The sequence below is a fragment of the Micromonospora sp. NBC_00330 genome, from assembly GCF_036136635.1.
Classification (GTDB): domain Bacteria; phylum Actinomycetota; class Actinomycetes; order Mycobacteriales; family Micromonosporaceae; genus Micromonospora; species Micromonospora salmantinae.
This window is the reverse complement of record NZ_CP108012.1, coordinates 424,878-444,849: the sequence shown is the minus strand read 5'-3', so window position 1 is coordinate 444,849 and position 19,972 is coordinate 424,878. Positions and strand designations below refer to the sequence as shown.

General features: G+C 72.7%; 18 protein-coding genes. 9 read left to right on the top strand and 9 right to left on the bottom strand.

The window, feature by feature from the left end; all coding sequences use genetic code 11:
- Positions 1–11: 11 nt before the first annotated feature.
- Positions 12–704 (bottom strand): lysophospholipid acyltransferase family protein, encoded by a 693-nt coding sequence (locus tag OG598_RS02095; RefSeq protein WP_112582788.1) that lies wholly within the window; start codon positions 702–704, stop codon positions 12–14.
- A gap of 322 nt (positions 705–1,026) precedes the next feature.
- Here OG598_RS02095 and OG598_RS02090 point away from each other — a divergent pair, with 322 nt between their 5' ends.
- Together OG598_RS02090 and OG598_RS02085 are read left to right on the top strand one after the other, a co-directional pair.
- Positions 1,027–1,878, top strand: coding sequence for a DUF308 domain-containing protein (locus OG598_RS02090; protein ID WP_328652797.1), 852 nt, complete (start codon positions 1,027–1,029; stop codon positions 1,876–1,878).
- Positions 1,879–2,037: 159 nt separating this feature from the next.
- Positions 2,038–3,534, top strand: a complete 1,497-nt coding sequence (locus tag OG598_RS02085) for an alpha,alpha-trehalose-phosphate synthase (UDP-forming) (protein WP_328655247.1) — start codon at positions 2,038–2,040, stop codon at positions 3,532–3,534.
- Positions 3,535–3,553: 19 nt separating this feature from the next.
- Here OG598_RS02085 and OG598_RS02080 read toward each other — a convergent pair whose 3' ends face one another.
- From OG598_RS02080 to OG598_RS02055, 6 genes are all read right to left on the bottom strand, one after another.
- The gene (locus OG598_RS02080; RefSeq protein ID WP_328655246.1) at positions 3,554–4,348 is read right to left on the bottom strand and encodes an alpha/beta hydrolase; all 795 of its coding nucleotides are present in this window, start codon (positions 4,346–4,348) and stop codon (positions 3,554–3,556) included.
- A 79-nt stretch (positions 4,349–4,427) separates the two neighbouring features.
- On the bottom strand, positions 4,428–5,834 hold the full coding sequence (locus OG598_RS02075) for a flavin-containing monooxygenase (protein ID WP_328652796.1): 1,407 nt from the start codon (positions 5,832–5,834) through the stop codon (positions 4,428–4,430).
- Positions 5,835–5,949: 115 nt separating this feature from the next.
- A complete protein-coding gene (locus OG598_RS02070) occupies positions 5,950–6,642 on the bottom strand; it encodes an endonuclease/exonuclease/phosphatase family protein (RefSeq protein WP_328652795.1) in 693 nt (230 codons plus the stop codon).
- A 12-nt stretch (positions 6,643–6,654) separates the two neighbouring features.
- Positions 6,655–7,602: an ROK family glucokinase gene (locus OG598_RS02065; RefSeq protein ID WP_091407561.1), complete on the bottom strand. Its 948-nt coding sequence runs from the start codon at positions 7,600–7,602 to the stop codon at positions 6,655–6,657.
- Positions 7,603–7,678: 76 nt separating this feature from the next.
- The gene (locus OG598_RS02060) at positions 7,679–8,383 is read right to left on the bottom strand and encodes a hypothetical protein (RefSeq protein ID WP_328652794.1); all 705 of its coding nucleotides are present in this window, start codon (positions 8,381–8,383) and stop codon (positions 7,679–7,681) included.
- Positions 8,384–8,414: 31 nt separating this feature from the next.
- The gene (locus OG598_RS02055) at positions 8,415–8,870 is read right to left on the bottom strand and encodes an SRPBCC family protein (RefSeq protein WP_328652793.1); all 456 of its coding nucleotides are present in this window, start codon (positions 8,868–8,870) and stop codon (positions 8,415–8,417) included.
- A 118-nt stretch (positions 8,871–8,988) separates the two neighbouring features.
- Here OG598_RS02055 and OG598_RS02050 point away from each other — a divergent pair, with 118 nt between their 5' ends.
- From OG598_RS02050 to OG598_RS02020, 7 genes are all read left to right on the top strand, one after another.
- Entirely contained in the window at positions 8,989–10,803 is a 1,815-nt protein-coding gene (locus OG598_RS02050; protein WP_328652792.1) for an AMP-dependent synthetase/ligase, read from the top strand.
- Positions 10,804–10,817: 14 nt separating this feature from the next.
- Positions 10,818–12,509: a sensor histidine kinase gene (locus OG598_RS02045; protein ID WP_328652791.1), complete on the top strand. Its 1,692-nt coding sequence runs from the start codon at positions 10,818–10,820 to the stop codon at positions 12,507–12,509.
- Positions 12,510–12,516: 7 nt separating this feature from the next.
- Complete coding sequence (locus OG598_RS02040; protein WP_030337723.1) at positions 12,517–13,185, top strand: response regulator transcription factor; 669 nt, start codon at positions 12,517–12,519, stop codon at positions 13,183–13,185.
- Positions 13,186–13,373: 188 nt separating this feature from the next.
- Positions 13,374–14,183, top strand: coding sequence for an SAM-dependent methyltransferase (locus OG598_RS02035; protein WP_091407552.1), 810 nt, complete (start codon positions 13,374–13,376; stop codon positions 14,181–14,183).
- 79 nt (positions 14,184–14,262) lie between these two features.
- Positions 14,263–15,921 (top strand): putative bifunctional diguanylate cyclase/phosphodiesterase, encoded by a 1,659-nt coding sequence (locus OG598_RS02030; protein WP_328655245.1) that lies wholly within the window; start codon positions 14,263–14,265, stop codon positions 15,919–15,921.
- Between the two features lie 302 nt (positions 15,922–16,223).
- Positions 16,224–16,808, top strand: a complete 585-nt coding sequence (locus OG598_RS02025; RefSeq protein WP_328652790.1) for a TetR/AcrR family transcriptional regulator — start codon at positions 16,224–16,226, stop codon at positions 16,806–16,808.
- A 20-nt stretch (positions 16,809–16,828) separates the two neighbouring features.
- Positions 16,829–17,491 (top strand): lysophospholipid acyltransferase family protein, encoded by a 663-nt coding sequence (locus OG598_RS02020; protein ID WP_328652789.1) that lies wholly within the window; start codon positions 16,829–16,831, stop codon positions 17,489–17,491.
- 14 nt (positions 17,492–17,505) lie between these two features.
- Here the strand turns inward: OG598_RS02020 and OG598_RS02015 are convergent, their stop codons facing one another.
- Complete coding sequence (locus OG598_RS02015; protein WP_328652788.1) at positions 17,506–18,630, bottom strand: glycosyltransferase family 4 protein; 1,125 nt, start codon at positions 18,628–18,630, stop codon at positions 17,506–17,508.
- Complete coding sequence (locus tag OG598_RS02010) at positions 18,627–19,886, bottom strand: M48 family metalloprotease (RefSeq protein ID WP_328652787.1); 1,260 nt, start codon at positions 19,884–19,886, stop codon at positions 18,627–18,629. Before OG598_RS02010 ends, OG598_RS02015 begins: the two co-directional genes overlap by 4 nt.
- Between the last annotated feature and the right edge of the window lie 86 nt (positions 19,887–19,972).

Genomic DNA, 19,972 nt, shown 5'->3' with positions numbered 1-19,972 from the left:
CCGGCGGTGGTTCAGGCGGCCAGCGGCGTCGGGACGGGCTGCTTGAGCTTCTGGGCGTAGACGTCCACGTACTCCCGACCGGAGAGCTCCATCAACTCGTACATGATCTCGTCGGTGACCGCGCGCTCGACGAACCGGTCGCCGGCCAGCCCGGCGTAGCGGGAGAAGTCCAGCGGCGCCCCGAACCGGATCTTCACCCGGTCGATCTTGGGGATGAGCTTGCCCGGCGGCTGGATCTCGTCGGCGTTGAGCATCGCCACCGGCACCACCACCGCGCCGCTCTCCAGGGCGAGCCGGGCCACCCCGGTCTTGCCCCGGTAGAGCCGCCCGTCCGGGGAGCGGGTGCCCTCGGGGTAGATGCCTGCCACTCCCCCGGCCCGCAGCACCTGCAACTGGGTGTCCAGGGCGGCGCGCGCGGCCCGGCCACCGGAGCGGTCCACCGGAATCGTGCCGGTGCCGACGAAGAACATCTTGGTCAGCCAGCCCTTGATCCCCTTGCCGGTGAAGTACTCGGCCTTGGCGACGAAGGTGACCTTCCGGGCGGTGATCAACGGCGTGAAGATCGAGTCGGAGAAGGAGAGGTGGTTGCTCGCCAGGATCACCGGACCGGTCGCCGGCACGTTGCGCAGGCCCTCCACCTGCGGGCGGAAGATCAGCTTGAGCAGCGGACCGAGGATGACGTACTTCAGCAGCCAGTAGAGCACCGGCGTCCTTTCCCGTGGTGTGCCCGCGACAGCGCCAGCCGTCGTCGCCGCCGAGCCTACGAAGCGAGCGCTCTCACCACAACGGACGAAAACCCTGTCGAGGCATCGGGCCGCCCGCGATCACCGAGATCGCACTTGTCGCGCAAGAACGGACAAAGAAGCCCCGCCGCGACCTGCGGAAGCAGCCGTGACTTTGGAAGACGCGACACAACGCACTCCCGGAACCATGCCCTGACGTGTCACGATTCAGAGCACGGCGTGCGGACTGGCGCCGAAGGGCAGCGGTGGCCGCGCCGGAAGGCGCGTTAAGGGGGATGTCCGGGTGTCAGCGGGTGGGGCCCGCCGGGGACGGCGGGACAACGGGCTCGACGCGAACGAGTACGCCGTCGTCGGCGACGTCGATCCGCGCGTCGGTGAGCACCTGCTCGACGTGCTGGCCGCCGGCGGGATCGCCGCCTACCTCCAGCCCTCCGCCGACCTCAACCCGGTCACCCGCACCACCACAGTGCCGGCCCGGCCGGTCGACCGGCTCTACGTCGACCGCTCGCACCTGACCACCGCACGGGACTACCTGACCCAGCTCGCCGACGAGACCGCTCCGGAGCAGCCTCCGGCTCGCGACGAACCGGACATCGACGCCGAGTGGGCACGGATCGTGGCGGGCTTCCACACGACCTCCACGCCTGGTGACCACCCGTGGCCGGCCTCGGAGGACGTGGACGAGCGGGACAACCGGGACGAGCCGACCTCCGGGCCACTGACCCGCTCGGGCACCGACGAACCCGGTCCGACCGCCACCGACGTTCGCCGGCTGCCGTCCGCGACGGACATCTCCGGGATCTCCGTGGGGCGCGGCACCCGACCGGACGAGCCGTCGCTGCTGGACGGGTTGGACACCTTCGGCGCCGACCTGCCCGACGACGAGGACGACGAGGGCTACCACCCGCCGCCACCGCCGCCGCTGCCCCGGGTCAGCAAGTACGCGGTGATCGGCGTGCTCGGGGTGGTCGTCGGGTTCGTGCTGTTCCTCTTTCCGTGGCTGCTCCCGATCGACCGCTCCGCGGTCACGCTGTTCGGGTTCACCGGCATCCTGGCCGGTTTCGTCACGCTGATCTGGCGGCTGCGTCCCGGCGACGAGGACGAGGACGACCCGGACAACGGCGCCGTCGTCTGAGGGTCGGCCCGCATCCCGGGACAGCAGCGCCCCGCCGGGGGCGTAACAGTGGTGTAACTTACTGTCAGTAGGAATACCGCTGTACGTCACTTCCCCCGCTGACTGACCGGTTTTTCCTTGCTCGCGGCGGTCAGTCCTCTGCTGATCGGAATGCCCGAGATGCGACAGAGTTCTCTCGTGGTGGTGGCCAACCGCCTCCCCATCGACGACAATCAGGCCCCCGACGGGGCCTGCGAGTGGCGGCGCAGCCCGGGCGGGTTGGTCAGCGCGCTGCTCCCGCTCCTACGGCACACCCCGGCGACCTGGGTCGGCTGGGCCGGTGGCACCGGGCCGGCCCCCGCCCTGCCGGACGTGGACGGCGTGCGGATGCACACCGTCGCCCTCAGCCCGGAAGACCTGCGCGACCACTACGAGGGGTTCGCCAACGCCACCCTCTGGCCGCTCTACCACGACTCCGTGGAGCAGCCGCAACACCACCGCCGGTGGTGGGAGGCGTACCAGCGGGTCAACCAGCGCTTCGCCGAGGCGACAGCGGAGGTGGCCGAGCCGGGCGGGGTGGTCTGGGTGCAGGATTACCACCTGCAACTGGTCCCCGGTCTGCTGCGCGCGCTCCGCCCGGATCTGCGCATCGGGTTCTTCCTGCACGTGCCGTTCCCGCCGCCGGAGCTGTTCATGCAACTGCCCCGCCGGGCCGAACTGCTGCGCGGCATGCTCGGCGCCGACCTGGTCGGCTTCCAGCGGGTGCAGGCCGCACACAACTTCGCCCAGTTGGTGACCCGGGTGCTGGAGCTGCCGGCCACCGACCGGCGGATCGGCATCGACGACCGGGTCGTCCGCATCGGCGCGTTCCCGGTCTCCATCGACACCGCCGAGATGGCAGCGCTCGCCGACCGTCCGGACGTGGCCGCCCGGGCCCACCGGCTCCGTCAGGACCTCGGCGATCCCCGGCAGGTAGTCCTCAGCGTGGACCGGATGGACTACACCAAGGGCATCGAGCAGCGCCTCAAGGCGTACAGCGAGTTGCTCGCCAGCGGCGACGTCAAGGTCCGCGACACGGTGCTGGTGCAGGTCGCCATGCCGAGCCGGGAACGCGTCGGCCAGTACCAGATCCTGCGCGAGCGCATCGAACGCGAAGTAGGCCGGATCAACGGCGAGTTCGGCCGGGTCGGTGAGCCGGCGATCCACTACCTCACCCAGCCCTTCGACCGGGCCGAGCTGGCCGCGCTCTACCGGGTCGCCGACGTGATGGCGGTGACCCCGTTGCGCGACGGAATGAACCTGGTCGCCAAGGAGTACGTGGCCGCGCGGGTCGACGACACTGGCGCACTGCTGCTCAGCGAGTTCGCCGGCACCGCCGCCGAGCTGTCCCAGGCGTACCTGGTCAACCCGCACGACCTGGAAGGGCTCAAGCAGGGCCTGCGCGCGGCGCTGCGGGCCGACCCGGCCGACACCACCCAGCGGATGCGGGCCATGCGCGCCCACCTGCACCAGCACGACATCCGGGCCTGGGCCCGCTCCTACCTGCACGCCCTGGACGAGGGCGGCGGCCTGATCAGCCGCCTGACCAGCACCGACACCGGCTCCGACGGCGCCGCTCGGGTGCCCCGGCCAGCCACCCCGGCCGGCAGCCCGGCCGTCCACCAGGCCGGCGGCTGACCGCCGGCGGCCTCGCTGCTCAGTGCGCCGCCGGCTCCTTCTCCAGCCAGTCCAGGATCGCGTCGATCGGCTCCGCCCACCGCGCGTCCAGCATCAGGTCGTGGCCCATCCCGGGAAAGAGCAGCGGGGCCGACCCGTACCGGCGGGCCACCCGGGTCAACGTCGACGCCGGCACCACCCGGTCGTCCGGGCTGCCCAGCACCAACACCGGGGGCGCGCCCACGGCCGGCTCGGCCTCCGGCTCACCCAGCAGCGCCCACTGGGCCCGCCGACCCGCCCGACCGAGGCGTCCGACATACCGCCGGGCCTCCTCGTCGGGCAACTCGCGGCTGAACAACTGCCCCCGGTTGAGCCGCAACGGCCCGCCGAACACCGCCGGCAACGTGCCCGCGGGGTTGCGGCGCAAGGCCGCGCCCAGCACCCCCCAGCCGCCGAAGACCGGCGCCACCAGCACCGCGCCCCGCGCCGGGTAGCGGGCCAACGCGTGTGCCACCACCAGGGCCCCGGCGCCGTGCCCCACCAGCACCGCCTGCCGCGGCAGGCTTGCGGCCACCTGGACCACGTCGTGGGCGTACGCCCGCAGCGTCGCCTCCGGCGCCGGCTCGCTGCCACCGTGCCCGCGCAGGCTCACCGCGTACGCAGGGAACCCCCGCGACGCCACGTGACCCAACCAGTGCTCGGCGAACGCCCACGCGCCGTGCCCGAACCCGGGTACGAACAGCAGCGGCGGACGCCCCTCCTCCAGCTCGGGGACCGCGCTGAGCACCTCCCGCCGGGCCGGCCGGACCGGCCGCGACCACTCCCGACCCCGCATGATCCGCAGCTCACTACTCGCGCTCACCGTGCCAGCCTTTCGTTCGCGACTGCGGGGCTCGCAAGCTCACTCCTCGCGCTCACTTGCCCTCCAGCTCGACCAGGGCGCGTTGGATGGCGCGCAGGTAGTCGGCGTGCCCGACCTCGAACCAGTGCCGGCTGCTGTCCTTGACCGGCCCGGAGTACCGCTCCCCCGCCCGGTCCCGCACCCGAGACGCGAACGCGGTGGCCCGTTCCGGCCGGTCCCGACGGGCCTGTAGCAGCCGGGCGAAGAGCACCGTCTGCCAGTGCGACAGGGTGAACAGCCCGGAGTCCGGTTGCAGCAGGCCGGCGACGGCCAGGGTCGGATGCCCCGGGGTGAACGCGTTGAGCCACAGCGTGGGTCGGCCCGCGCCAGCGCTGTCGCCGAACACCGACGCGTCGAGGAACTCGAAGCGCGGCAGGTAACCGGTGGCGAAGACGACCACCTCGGGGTCGATCTCGCGGCCGTCGGCCAACTCCACCGCGTACGGGTGGAACCGGGCGACGTCCGGCACGGGGCCGATCCCGCCGTGGCCCACGTAGTACACGAGCTGACTGTTCGCGATCGGGTGCGTCTCGTACACCCGGTGGTCGGGCTTGGGCAGGCCGAAGCGGGTCAGGTCGCCGACGGTCAGCCGCAGCGTCCAGTGGTAGAGCCACTGCCGCACCCGCAGCGGCACCCGCAGCGCCAACAGGCTGTCGTTGACCTGGTCGGCGGGGCGACCGAGCACGTACTTCGGCGCGTACCAGTAGCCCCGGCGGGTGGAGTGCCAGCAACGCGACGCCTGCTGGGCGGCCTCGACGGCGATGTCGCAACCGGTGTTGCCGGCGCCGACCACCAGCACCCGCTTGCCGCGCAGCTGCGCCGGGTCCTTGTAGGACGACGCGTGCATGATCTCGCCGCGGAACTGTTCGAGGCCCTCGTAGCGGGGCAGCTTCGGCGACCAGTTGTGGCCGTTGGCGATCACCACGGCGGCGTACCGGGCGGTGCGCTCGGGGCCGTACCCGCCGGTGGAGCGGGTGGTCACGTCCCACCGGTCGCCCTCGACGGGCTCGACCCGGATCACCTCCGTGCCGAACCAGATGTGTGAACGCAGGTCGAAGTGGTCGGCGTACCGCTCGAAGTAGGACAGCAGCTGACCGTGATGGGGGTAGTCCGGCCAGGAGTCCGGCATCGGGAAGTCAGGGAACTGGGTGAACGGCTTCGACGAGATCAGGTGGGTGCTGGCGTACACCGGGCTGCGGTCGTGCCGCCAGTTCCAGGCGCCGCCGACGCCCGTCTCCCGCTCGTAGCAGTCCACGCCGAACCCGTGCTCACGCAGGTTCTTGATGGCCGTCAGGCCGCTGGCCCCGGCCCCGATGACGCAGACCGTGTCGCCCCGGTCGGAGACCGGGCGGCCGTCGCTGTTCGCCGCGGGCGAGGTCGCCTCCGGGTCGGGCCGGCCGTGGTCGGTGGAGGTGGACACCGGGGACATCTCCTTTGGTACGGCAGGCGTGCCGGTCGCCGCGAAATCCTCTCCACAACCGGGCCGGATGTCCAGTCCTGAGCCTGACGCGACGACGGGCGAGCCGGGTCGGGGGTCAGCCGGCGGCGGGCAGCAGCAGGTCGACCAGGAGCGGGAAGTGGTCGCTGGCCCGGCGGGTCTGCGGGGTGTCCACCACGTCGTAGTCGACAACTGTGATCCGCGGGTCGACGAAGAGCGCGTCGATCCGTCGGCGCGGGTCGGCGCAGGAGTAGGTGAGCCGCTCGGCCCGGTCGGCCGCCACCGCCGCGTCGGTCAACCCGCGCGACACGGTGGCCCAGGCGGGCCCGTCCGGACCCTCGTTGAGGTCCGCCCCGGCCAGCACCGGGCTGGTCGCCGCGTCCAGGCCACGCTTGAACTCGGTGGCCTGGGAGGGCCGCTCGGCCGGATCGGTGGACAGGTGCGAGCCGGCGAGGGTGAACCGGGCGTCACCGACCCGGCAGTCGGCGTACGCGGCGCCGCGCAGGTGCCGACCGGGGGTCAGCGGAAAGCGCTGGCAGCGGGTGCCCAGCACCTGGACCCGCAGGCTGGTCAGGAGCAGGTTGCCCAGGGCGGGCAGCCCACCGGCGGCCACCACCAGACCGAACGACTCGGCCAACGTGGCGGACTTCTGTCGCCATCGGAACCGGCGCGGCCCCTCCTGCACGATCACCACGTCCGGCGTCGCGGCCCGGACCACCGCAGCCAGCGCGGCGGTGTCGTCGCGCTGGCTGTGGATGTTGTACGACACCACGCGCAGCGGCACGCCCATCGGTGGACCGCCTCAGATCCGGCGGGCCAGGTCAGCGGCGCCGATCACCCCGGCGCTGTTGCCCAGCTCCGCCGGGAGCACCTCGGCCACCGGCAGGCGACCGCGCTGGGCGAGCGCGTCGAGGTACGAGCGGCGGGTGGGACCGAGCAGCAGGTCACCGGCGTCGATCACGCCGCCGCCGACCACCAGGGTCTGCGGGTCGAGGATCTGCGCCATGTCGGCGAGGCTGGTGCCCAGCCACCGGCCGATCTGGGCGAACGCCTCGGCGGAGACCGGGTCGCCGCCCTGCGCGGCGGCGGTCACCATCGGGCCGGTGATCGCCTCGGCCTCACCGCCGGCCAGCTTCAGCAGGGCGGTGGCCCGGTTGGGCTCCTGCCGGGCGCCGGCCCGGGCGAACCGCACCAGGGCGCTACCGCTGGCGTACTGCTCGATGCAGCCCAGCCGGCCGCAGCCGCACTGGTGCCCGTCCGGAACGGCAAGCATGTGGCCCAACTCCGCGGCGATGCCGTGCGCGCCGCGCATCAGGTCGCCGCCGAGGACGATGCCGCCACCCACACCGGTGCCGATGGTGAACATGATCATCGAGTCGTCGGCGTCGCGGGCCGCGCCGTAGCGGAACTCGGCCCACGCGGCGACGTTCCCGTCGTTCTCCACGATCACGGGCAGCCCGACGGCCTCGCTGACGTACTCGCGCAGCGGTTCGTCACGCCAGGCCAGGTTGGGAGCGAAGAGCACAGTCGAACGGCTGGCGTCGATCCAACCGGCCGCGCCGATGCCGACGGCCTCGATGGTCCGCCCGGCAGCCAGCTCGCCGACCAACTCGATGATGACGTCGCGGGTCTTGGCCACGTCATCGGCGGGAGTGTCCCGTCGGGTCTGCACGAGGACCGTGCCGGTGTCGTCCACGACACCGCCGGCCACCTTCGTGCCACCGACGTCGACTCCGATGGTCAGCGTCACCGCTACCGCCCCCCTCTGCTGTGCTGTCCGGCCCAGGTGCCGGCCCAGTGCCGGTCCGGGTCGGAAGGTCCCGCGCTCAGGCGCCGTCGCCCGATGCTTCCGCGTCGGCGTCATCGGGCACCCGCGAGGCGGGCACCACGGGACGGGTGGTCGGTGCCGGTACGGTCGCCGTCCCGGCCTCGTCGACGGGTGGTACGGCGGCCGGGGCGAGTGGGTCCGCCGTCCGGGTGGCGACCGACCAGACATCCCGCTCCGGCGCCGGCTGAGAATCATGCCCGGTGCGGGTGGCATCGCGCCACACGTGGTCGTCGGCGGTCGCGGTGGGCGGGGCGCTCGGGGGTGGCTCTGGGGACACGTCGTCGGTGCTCGCGGCGGGTGCCGGCGGACGCGGGGCGGTCGGCTCGGCGGCCGGGTCGGCCGGGCTCGGCGCGGACGGTTCCGCCGGGGAGAACGCGCGGAGCAGGCTGGCGACGCCCGCGGCGAGGTCACCGGCGCCGGTCGCGAGCCGCTCGGCGAATTCCGGACTCGGGTCCCGCAACGCGGCGATGCCCCGACAGACCGGGCAGACGCAGCATTCGGCCGAACCGGTGGCGAAAGCACCACCGGAGCCGGAGCGGGCGTCCGGGCCCGCGCTGTGACCGAGGACACCGGACAGCATCCCGCCCAACGAGCCGAACGCGCCGCCCGCCGAGCCGGCGGAGGCCAGTCGCGCCCCCGCCAACAGGGTGGCGACCAGTCGCTCCGCCTCTTCCCGGGCCGAACCCGGATCCGTTCCGCCCATCGTCGGCTCCTCTACCGTGCCACCGGACACGTCACTGCGCCGCACCGGTTGCTTCTACCCGGCGCTTGAGCTGCTTCAACGCGGTGTCCATGATCATCTTCTCGGCTTTGCGCCGAAACATCCCGAGCATGCCGACCGACAGGTCGACCTCCAGCGTGTAGGTCACCGTGGTGCTGCCGTCCGGGTTACCCGCCAGGTCGTACGAACCACGCTGGGCCTTCTGCATCTTCGAGGGGGCGACCAGGTGCCACTCGATCCGGGACAGGTCCTCGGCGTACTCGTAGGCGAGCACGTACTCGTCGGCCATCACCCCGGCGTCGATGGTGAAACGCACCTGACTGGCGTAGCCGTCCTCGTACTCCTCGACGACCTCGGCGCGACGCACCGCGTCGGTCCACTCCGGGTAGCGCGCGAAGTCGCAGATGACCGCCGTCACCCGATCCGGTGCGGCGCCGATGATGATCGACTGGGTGGAGGAGTCCGCCATGGGGGGAGGCTACCCGCCTCCTGGTTGTCTCACCCCGACCGCCCGCCGGGTAGGTTTCGACACATGCCGACGCCACGGCGGCGGCAGGTCCAGCCAGTGCGAGCACGAAGGAGTGCAGGTGCGCGAGTTCTCCGTCCCGCCGATCGTCACCGTTGGCGACGCGGCCAACCTCACCGATCCGGTCTGGGACAACGCCGAAGTCGCGCCCGACACCGTCCAGTTCGCCCGCCCCACCCCGCGCACCGACGGCACCGTCACCGAATGGACCGAGGTGACCTGCCTCCAGTTCCGCGACGAGGTGGCCGCCGTGGCCCGCGGGCTGATCGCCGCCGGCATCGAGCCCGGTGTCCGGGTCGGGCTGATGAGCCGCACCCGCTACGAGTGGACGCTGCTGGACTACGCCATCTGGACTGTCGGCGCGGTGACAGTGCCGATCTACGAGACGTCCAGCGCCGAGCAGGCCGCGTGGATCCTCGAGGACTCCAACGCCGTCGCCGTCGTGGTGGAGAGCGAGGCGCACGCCGCCCTGATCGCCGGTGTCCGGCACCGGCTGCCCGAGCTGGGCCAGGTCTGGCAGATCGACAGCGGCGGGGTCGACGAGCTGGTCACCACCGGCGCCACCGTCGAGCTGGCCGAGGTCGAGCGGCGGCGCAAGGCCGTCCGCGCCGGCGACCTGGCCACGATCATCTACACCAGCGGCACCACCGGCCGACCCAAGGGCTGCGTGCTCACCCACCGCAACATGTACGCCGACATCGCCAACGCGGTGCCGGTGCTGCCGAACCTGTTCAACGCCGGCGCGAGCACCCTGCTCTTCCTCCCGCTGGCGCACGCCTTCGCCCGACTCATCCAGATCGGCGTCGTGCAGGCGCGCGCCACGATGGCGCACTGCGCCGACACCAAGAACCTGGTCGCCGAGCTACAGGCGTTCCGGCCGACCTTCGTGCTCTCCGTACCCCGGGTGTTCGAGAAGGTCTACAACGCCGCCAAGCAGAAGGCCGAGGCGGACGGCAAGGGCGGCATCTTCGCCCGCGCCGAGCAGGTCGCCATCGCGTACAGCGAGGCGCTGGAGACTCCGGGCGGCCCTGGCCTGGCGCTTCGCGCCCAGCACGTGGTCTTCGACCGACTGGTCTACCGCAAGCTGCGCGCCGCGCTCGGCGGACGGTGCCGGGACGCGATCTCCGGCGGCGCGCCACTCGGCGCCCGGCTCGGCCACTTCTTCCGGGGCGTCGGCGTGACGGTCCTGGAGGGCTACGGCCTCACCGAGACCTCCCCCGCCGCCGCCGCGAACCTGCCCAGCGGCACCCGGATGGGCAGCGTCGGCCGTCCGCTGCCCGGCGTGACAGTGCGGATCGAGGACGACGGCGAGATCCTGATCTCCGGCGAGCTGGTCTTCCAGGGTTACTGGCGCAACGAGACCGCGACGGCCGAGACGATCAGCGCCGACGGCTGGTTCCGCACCGGCGACCTGGGCCAGCTCGACGCCGACGGCTACCTGAGCATCACCGGCCGCAAGAAGGAGCTGATCGTCACCGCCGGCGGCAAGAACGTCGCCCCGGCGGTGCTCGAGGACCTGGTCCGGGCGCACCCGTTGATCAGCCAGTGTGTCGTGGTCGGTGACCGGAAGCCGTTCATCGCGGCACTGGTCACCGTCGACGAGGAGGCGCTGCCGACCTGGTTGGAGAACGCCGGGATGCCCCTCGACACCCCAGTCGAGCAGTTGCGTGAGCACGAGGGCTTCCGCAAGGAGATCCAGGCCGCTGTCGACGCCGCGAACCAGGCCGTGTCGAAGGCCGAGGCGATCAAGGTGTTCCGGGTCCTGCCCCACGACTTCACCGAGGCGACCGGCGAGCTGACCCCGTCGCTCAAGGTCAAGCGCCAGGTTGTCCACAAGACGTACGCGGCGGAGATCGCCGATATCTACCGAGGCTGACTACCATCCGTCACGTGCCCGCATCCACAGCCACCGCCCCGCACCCGCATCCCCTCGCCGCGGCCGCCCGCGTGGTGATGCTGGCGCTGATCGCCATCCTGACCCTGTTCGCCACCCGCGACGTGACCCAGCTGTGGTGGATCGCGCTGCTGGCGGTGGCCGGGCTGCCGTCGCTGCTGGCACCGCAGCACCGGCTGGTCGGCCCGCTGAGCCGGGTGGCCGAGGTGGTGGTGCTGGGGCTGGCCGCGAGCCACGTCGCCGCTGTGGCGTCCATCGGCGGCACCGTCGACGGCCTGGGCGCGTCGGCGGTGCTGCCCTACCTGGCGGTCCCGGTGACCGTCACCGCGCTGCGCCGCCGCTTCCCGGAGGGCGCCGCGCTGCTCGTGGTCACCGCCGCCACACTGCTGCTCAGTGGCGCGCTGACCCAGGTCGACGGTGGTCTCCAGCTCGGCCAGCTGGGTTATCTCGCGGTCTGCGCGCAGTGGCTGATCCTGGCGGCGCTCGGGCTCTACGCCGCCGGCACGCTGCACCGGGTGATGGCGGTCCGCGGTGAGGGCAAACCCCAGCCGTACGCCGAGGCCACCCGGCTGCTGACCCAGCTGCGGACGGTGGCCCGGCAGCTGCCCGGGGCGACCCTGGACCCGGGCGGCATCTCCGAGCACCTGCTGGAGGAGCTGCGCACCGTGGCCCGCGCGGACCGAGGCGCGGTGCTGTCGGCCAGCGGCGGAGGTCGCCTCGTGGTGCTCGCCCAGGCCGGTGTCGACCGGGTGGACTGGGAGACGACGCTGGACGCGGACTCGGCGATCGCCGACGCCTGGGCCACCCAGCAGGCCACCACGGCCGCCCGGTCGCAGTCCCGCTCGCACCGCGGCGGCGACGTGTCCGCGCTGATCATTCCGCTGGTCGCCGGGGTGCGCACGGTGGGGCTGGTGGTGTTGGAGGCCGACGCCGCGCACGCGTACCCGCCGCCGGTGGTGTCCCGGGTGACCGCGCTGACCCGCCCGGCCGCGCTGCGACTGGAGGCGGCGCTGCTCTTCGACGAGGTGCGCTCGCTGGCCACCAACGAGGAGCGGCAGCGGCTGGCCCGGGAGATCCACGACGGGGTGGCCCAGGAGCTGGTGATGGTCGGCTACGGCATCGACAACGCCCTGGCCACCGTCTTCGACGACGCCGACGAGACCGCCGAGGCCCTGCGTACGCTGCGCGGCGAGGTGACCCGGGTGATCCAGGAGCTGCGGCTGAGCCTCTTCGAGCTGCGCAGCGAGGTGGACCGGCAGGGTGGGTTGGCCGCGGCGATCGCCGAGTACGCGCGCACCGTGGGCGCGTCCGGCGGGCTGCGGGTGCACCTCTCGCTGGACGAGTCCACCGCCCGGCTGCCGGCCGCCACCGAAGCAGAGTTGCTGCGCATCGCGCAGGAGGCGGTGACCAACGCGCGCAAGCACGCCGGGGCGTCGAATTTGTGGGTCACGTGTGAGGTCGACCCCCCGTACGCGCAAATAGAAGTGTCGGATGACGGTCAGGGGATGGCTGACCAGCGCCCGGACGGGCGGTACGGTCTTGCGATCATGGCCGAGAGGGCGGAACGTATCCGGGGCCGGTTGGAGATCAGGCCGCGGCAACCCAGCGGCACGACTGTGGCGGTGGTTCTCGGCACCTCGGCCCGGCGCGATAACGTGCGCGGCAGCGCAGCACCAGAAGGGGAGTAACCCGAGGATGACCACAAGTCCGATACCGGCCACCCGTACCAAGGTCCTCCTTGTCGACGATCATGACCTGATTCGCAAGGGTTTGCGGCACGCCTTCGAGCGCGACCGCCAGTTCGAGGTCGTCGGTGAGGCGGCCACGGCGGCGGAGGGAGTACGCCAGGCCGGCGCCTTGCAGCCGGACGTGGTGATCATGGATCTGCGGCTGCCCGACGGCAGCGGCCTGGAGGCCACCCGCGCACTGCGTAAGTCCAGCGCGTCGATGGGAATCGTCGTGCTGACCATGTACGCCGGCGACGACCAGCTCTTCGGCGCCCTGGAGGCCGGCGCGAGCGCCTTCGTGCCGAAGACCGCCCCGGCCGACGAGGTGGTGGCCGCCGCACGGCACGCCGCATCCTCCCCCAGCGCGTTCACCGCGGCCGACCTGGCCGAGGCGATGAAGCGCCGGCTCGCCCCGTCCGGCCCGCAGTTGTCTCCCCGGGAGGGGCAGGTGCTGCGGCTGCTCGCCGACGGAATGAGCGTGGCGGGCATCGCCAAGCAGTTGTTCGTCAGCGAGTCCACGGCGAAGACGCACATCTCGAAGCTCTACGAGAAGCTCGGCGCGGCCAACCGGGCTCAGGCCCTGATGACCGCGCTCCGGCTGGGCCTGCTCGAGGCACCGGACGCGCCGAAGTTCTGACCTGCCCCCGCTCGTCGAGCGGGACGACGCGACCGACGGTCCGCGCCAGCTTCGGCCGGCGCGGACCGTCGCGCATCGACCGACGTCGGCGGGCAACCTTCGGCGCGCTATGGTCTGGCGTGCGTGGCGGGTGCACAATACCCGCGCGGGCGACGATGCTCGCGTCGCGGATTCGAGGGGTGAAACGCATGCAGCGGCCGGACTGGGCACCCGACACCATCGACATCGAGCGCCCGAGCGTCGCGCGGATGTACGACTACTACCTCGGCGGCTCGCACAACTTCGCCGCCGACCGGGCCGCGGCGCAGGCGATGGTCGCCGCGGTGCCCGAGGCGCCGTTGATGGCCCAGGCCAACCGGGCGTTCCTGCGCCGCGCCGTGCATCACCTCGCCGACGCCGGGATCCGGCAGTTCCTGGACATCGGTTCGGGCATCCCGACCGTCGGCAACGTGCACGAGATCGCCCAGCAGCTCGACCCGCAGTCGCGAGTGGTCTATGTGGACGTCGACCCGGTGGCGGTGGCGCACAGCCGCGAGATCCTCGCCGGCAACGAGCAGGCCGCGGTCGTGCAGGAGGACCTGCGCAACCCGGAGGCGATCCTGGCCCATCCGGACGTCCGCAAGCTGCTCGACCTGAGCCAACCGGTGGCCGTGATGGTCGTGGCCGTCCTGCACTTCGTCTCCGACGACGACCGGCCTGCGGAGCTGCTGCGGACGCTGCGGGACGCGTTGGCGCCCGGCAGCTACCTGGTGCTGTCGCAGGCCAGCGACGACGGGCGCAGCGAGGACGAGCGCGCCGAGGCGGAGCGGGTCTACCGGCGGACCGACAACCCGCTGTGGGTACGCAGCCGCGCCGAGCTGACCGCGCTCTTCGACGGTTTCGAGCTGCTCGACCCCGGCGTGGTCTGGGTTCCCGAGTGGCGACCTGACACTCCGGAGAGCGCGGAGGACGCCGAGCGCGCGGTCTTCATGGGCGGCGTCGGGCGCCTCGGTGACTGAGTCGCCCGGGGCGACCCCCTACCCGGGGACGTTCGCCCGGGCGTGGGCGAAGGCGGTCTCCGGCACCAGCTACCTACCGATGACCCAGGCCCAGTTGGAGTCCCTGCTGGACCGGCTCACCGGGCAACTGGCCGGGGCGTTGCTCACCGAGCCGTTCGACCTGCGTGCCGGGCACCGGGTCGGCGCCGAGTTGGTCGCCGCGCACATCGCCTCCGCCGAAGGGCTCGGTCGTACGGTCGAGGTCATCCAGCTCCGCCTGGTGCGCGACCTGGGCCTGGTGGCCGAGGAGGTCGAGGACCGGATGGCCCGGCTGCTGGCGGCCGTGGCGACCGGCTACGCCCGCGCGCTGCGCGACCGGACGCTCGACGAGCAGGAGTCGATCCGCCGCGCCGCCATGCGGGCCCGCACCCAGGCCGAGCGGGCGCTGCGGGCCAGCGAGGCCCGGTTCCGGCATCAGGCCACCCACGACCCGCTCACCGGCCTGCCCAACCGGACGCTGTTCACCGAGCGGCTCGCCGCCGCGCTCAACGAGCCGGGCCGGGGCGCGCAGCGGGTCGGGGTGTGCTTCCTGGACCTGGACCGCTTCAAGGTGGTCAACGACACGCTGGGGCACCAGATCGGTGACCTGCTGCTGGCCACTGTGGCCGAGCGGCTGCGCAAGGCCATGGGTGAGCACCTGGTGGCCCGGCTCGGCGGCGACGAGTTCGTCATCCTGGTGGAACGCACCGCCGGCACCGACGACATGGTGGCGGTGGCCGAGACCGCGCTCGCCGCGGTACGCACACCGGCCCTGGTCGACGGGCACGAGCTGCAGATCTCGGCGAGCATCGGCATCGTCGAGCGCCAGGTGGCCGGGGCCAACCCCACGGACCTGATGCGGGCCGCCGACAGCACCCTGCACTGGGCGAAGTCCGCCGGTGGGGCGCGCTGGGCGCTCTACGACGCCGAGCGCAACCAACGTGAACTGGCCCGCTACGCGCTCTCCGCTGCCATCCCGGCGGCGTTGGAGCGGGGCGAGTTCTACCTCGACTACCAGCCGCTGACCTCACTGCGCGACGGCAGCCTGGTCGGCGTGGAGGCGCTGGTCCGCTGGCGGCACCCCGAGTTGGGGGTGCTGCGTCCGGACAGCTTCATCGGCTTGGCCGAGGAGACCGGCCTGATCGTCCAACTGGGCGGTTGGGTGTTGGCCGAGGCGTGCCGTGAGGCCGAGGCGTGGTCGGCCGGGGGTGCCGCCGCGCCCTTCGTCAGCGTCAACCTGGCGGTACGACAGGTGCACCGGCCCGGGTTGGTGCAGGAGGTCCGCGCGCTGCTGCGGCAGACCGGCCTGCCACCGGAGCGGCTCCAACTGGAGATCACCGAGAGCACGATGATGAGCACCGCCGAGGAGCCGGTGCGCGCCCTGCGGGTCCTTGCCGACCTCGGGGTACGCATCGCCATCGACGACTTCGGCACCGGCTACAGCAACCTGGCGTACCTGCGGGACCTGCCGGTGACGGAACTGAAGGTGGCCGGGGAGTTCGTGGCCGGTCTGCGTTCGCCCTCCGTCGGCCGCACCGACGAGCGGATCCTCGCCTCCCTGGTTTCGCTGGCGCACGCGCTGGACCTGACCGTCACTGCCGAAGGGGTGGAGACCGCCGGGCAGGCCGAGCGGCTACGCGCGATCGGCTGCGACGCCGCCCAGGGCTGGCACTTCGGTCGCCCGGCCCCCGCCGATCGCATCCTGGCCCGCATGCGCTGACCCTCGGGCCCGCCCACGCCCCAACCCGTTCCCGCCCACTCCCCCACGCTGCGGCTCACCCGTCACCCGCAGCTCGCCGGGCTCACCAGTTGGGAGCAGAGGAGCATGGTCGTCGAGCGGACGACGCGAGCGGACAGCGCGGGGCCGGATATTCCGTTGAGCCTGATGCCTGTGAGTCATCTTGATGACTCACAGGCATCACACTGATCCCGACAAGGCACGGCGGGCCGCGGAGACACGCCTGCTTGAGCAAACCCAACGCCGAGGTAGACGGCGTCTACGGCGGCTGGTAGACAGTGTCTATGGACGCGGACGAGACAGGGCTGCGAGCGCGGTTGGTGGCCGCCGGGGTGGACCTGGTGCTGCGCGAGGGCCAGTCGGCGGTGTCGCTGCGGGAGATCGCTCGGCGTGCCGGGGTCTCGCACGGCGCACCGCGCCGCTACTTCCCCACCCACGTCGACCTGCTCTCCGCCATCGCCCGGGAGGGCTTCGCCGACCTCACCGCCCAGGTCGAGCACACGTTGCGCGACGTCGATCCGGACCCCCGTACCCGATTGACCGCGTTGGCCCGGACGTACCTGGACTTCGCGGCGGCCCACCGCGGCATGTTCGAGCTGATGTTCCGCCACGACCTGCTGGACAGCGGCCGGCTGCGGCTGCGCGAGACGAGCCTGCCGCTGTTCGCCGTGCTGGCCGATCTGGTGGCGCAGGCGCGCCGGCCCACCGACGCGCCCGCTGCGGTGCTGGCCGGCGCGCTGTGGGCGAACCTGCACGGCATCGCCCAACTCTGGGCCTGGGGCAGCCTGCCGCTGGCCACCGGCGCCACCGACGACGATGCCCTGCTGCGCGCCACGTTGGACGCCCACCTCGGCCCGGCGCCCGCCTGAAACCCGACCTCGGAGGACACGTGCCCCTGCTGTACGACGTCACCAAGCTGACCGTCGGCGCCGCGCTGCGGTTTGGCTGGCAGCCCCGGGTGGAAGGGCTGGAGCATCTGCCCCGACACGGCGGCGCGATCCTCGCCGGCAATCACCTGTCCGTCGCCGACGAGTTGTTCCTCGTCACCTCGACGCCCCGACACGTCACCTTCTGGGCGAAGGTCGAGTACTTCAACGGCCGGGGTCCGGGCGGCTGGCTCAACCGGCGGATCGTCGCCGGCATGGGCGCCATCCCGGTCGACCGCGCCGACGGCCGGGCCGCCCTGCGCGCCCTCGACGCCGCCATCCCGGTGCTGCGCGCCGGCGGCCTGGTCGCCGTCTACCCGGAGGGCACCCGCTCCCCGGACGGGCGGCTCTACCGGGGCCGGGTCGGGATGACCCGGCTGGCCCGCGACGCCGGGGTGCCGATCATCCCGGTCGGCGTGCTCGGCACCGCCGAGGTGCTGCCGGTCGACGCGCGGCTGCCCCGTCGACACCCGATCACCCTGCGGTTCGGCCCGCCGATCCCGGTCGCCGAGCGGATCCACGGGCCGCGTGACATCCGCACTGTCACCGACGAGGTGATGGCGGCGATCCAGCAGCTCACCGGCCAGGAGTACGTGCCGCACTACGCGCCCGCCCGGGAGAGCTGAAACGCGGGCGGCGATCAGCCGGCGAGCAGTGCCGCCATGCGTTCGGCCTGTGCCTCCCAGCGCCACTCCCGTTCCACCCACGCCCGGCCGGCCGCGCCCAGCTGACGGGCCAGGTCCCGGTCGGCGAGCAGCCGGGCGACCCGGTCGGCGAGCTGGGCGACGTCCCGACCGCGGACCACGTAGCCGGTTTCCCCCTCGCGGACCGCGTCCGGTGCGCCCCCGGAGTCACCGGCCACCACCGGCAGGCCGGTCGCGGATGCCTCCAGGTAGACGATGCCCAGCCCTTCGACGTCGAGGCCACGGTTGCGGGTGCGGCACGGCATCGCGTAGACGTCGCCGGCCGCGTAGTGCGCCGGCAACTCGACCGACGGCACAGTGCCGGTGAACACCACATCCCGTTCCACACCGGTCTGGCGGGCCAGCTTCTCCAGGGTCGCCCGGTACGGCCCGCCACCGACGATCAGCAGCGCCGCGTCGGGAACCCGGCGGCGGATCTCCGGCAGGGCCCGGATCAGGGTGTCCTGACCCTTGCGCGGCACCAGCCGGGACACACAGACGACCACCGGCCGGTCGGTCAACCCGAGCCGGGCCCGGACCTGTTCACCGTCCACGCTCGGGTGGTAGGTGTCCACGTCGACCCCGGGCGCGAGGCGACGCAGCTCGGTCACCCCGTCCAGCACCCGGGCCAACCGGCTGCGGGTGTACTCGCCGAGATAGGTGGTCACGTCCACACCTCGACCGATGCGCCGCAGCGCCGGCCGGGCCGCCGGCACCGCCGCCCAACCGATCTCGTGGCCATGGGTCTGCGCCACCACCCGGCGGATGCCGGCCCGCCGCCGCAGGCCGGCCGCGAGAAGGCCCAACGGAGCCGCCGCGCCGAACCACACGGTGTCGCAGTCGTACGCGCGCGCCAACCGGGCCGCCCTGCGGGCGATCAACGGGGTGGGCAACAACACCCGGGTACGCTCCCGGATCACCTCGAACGGCTGGTCGGCGTCGAACTTCGCGGACCCGCGCCAGCTCGACGCGTAGACGACCACCGAACCGGCCGGTTGACGGACCGCGAGGTTGTGCACGAACGACTGGATCCCACCCGGGCGGGGCGGAAAGTCATTGGTGATCAGCAGGGTGCGGTTCATCGGCCGGCCTCCCGGGCGTACGCGCGGGCGGCGGCCATCCGCTCCACTGTGGACGGGTGTGAGGCCGAATAGAGGTATTCCCAGCGGGGCGGGTCGGGGTCGCCGAGGTTGACCGAGCCGAGCCGGCGCTGCATCGACTCGAAGGACTCCGGGTCGTTGGTGAGCGCGAGCGCGTGCGCGTCGGCCCGCGCCTCCACCCGTCGGGACATCATCGCCTGCACCGGAGCGGCAACCAGCCCGGCCACCGTGACAAGGGCGACCAGCAGCGGGAACGCGCGCGGTTGGGCCACCGAGTCGACACCGGCCAGCCGCAGCAGTGGCCCCCACGAGCCGAGCAGGTAGAGCGCCACCACGGCGGCCGCCGCACCCAGCGCCCCGGTCAGCGTGCCGGCCGCCACGTCGGAATCCTTCGCGTGCCCCAACTCGTGCGCCACGACGGCTGTCACCTCGGCCGGGGTCGCCTCGCGCAGCAGCGTGTCGTAGACAACCACCCGTCGGGTCGGCCCGAGACCGGAGACGTACGCATTGACCGCCCTGGTGCGTCGGGAGGCATCGGCGACCAGCACGTCCCGCACCGGCACCCCGTCGCGGGCGGCCATGCTCATCAGCTCGGTGCGCAACGGGCCCTGCTCCATCGGGGTGAACCGGTTGAACACCGGCTCCACCAGCACCGGCAGCACGAACGACAGCAGCACCACGAGCACCGCGGCGCCGGCCGCACCGAACGCCCACCACCAGCGTGGCGCGAGCCGGATGACCGCGTAGAAGCCGAACAGCGCCACCGCGCCGATCACCGCGCTGACGGCGTACGACTTGAGCAGGTCGACGGCCCAGCCGCTCCAGCCGTTGGTGCTCAACCCGTAGCGGGTGAGCACGCTCTGCCGCCAGGCGGCGAACGGGAGCGTCACCAGGTCGGCGACGAGCACCACCGCAAGCCCGCCCAGCACAGCCTGCGCTGCCCAGTGCCCACCGAACGGCCGGCCCACCAGCTCGACCAGGCGACTGCCCAGCGGGGTCAACCCGAGCGCGAGGGCGATCAGCAGCCCGACGGCGAGCGCGGCATAGCCACCGGGACGCAGCGCGGCCCGGAACTCCCGCCCCTTTGCCACCTGCTCGGCCGGCAGGTCGCCCAGCGCGGCGAGCTGGTCGGCCCGGGGTGCCGGCGGGCGGTGCCACGGGATGAGCAGCGCGGCCAGCACGACCAGCGCGAGGGTCAGCCCGGCCAGGGTCAGCAGCGCCCAGCCGCGCGGGGTCACCGCGTCACCACCCGTTGTTCCCCGTTCATCGCGCCGCTCCTCCCGCCGTGACCGCTCATCCTATGGCCCGCGAAAAGCCCGCTTCC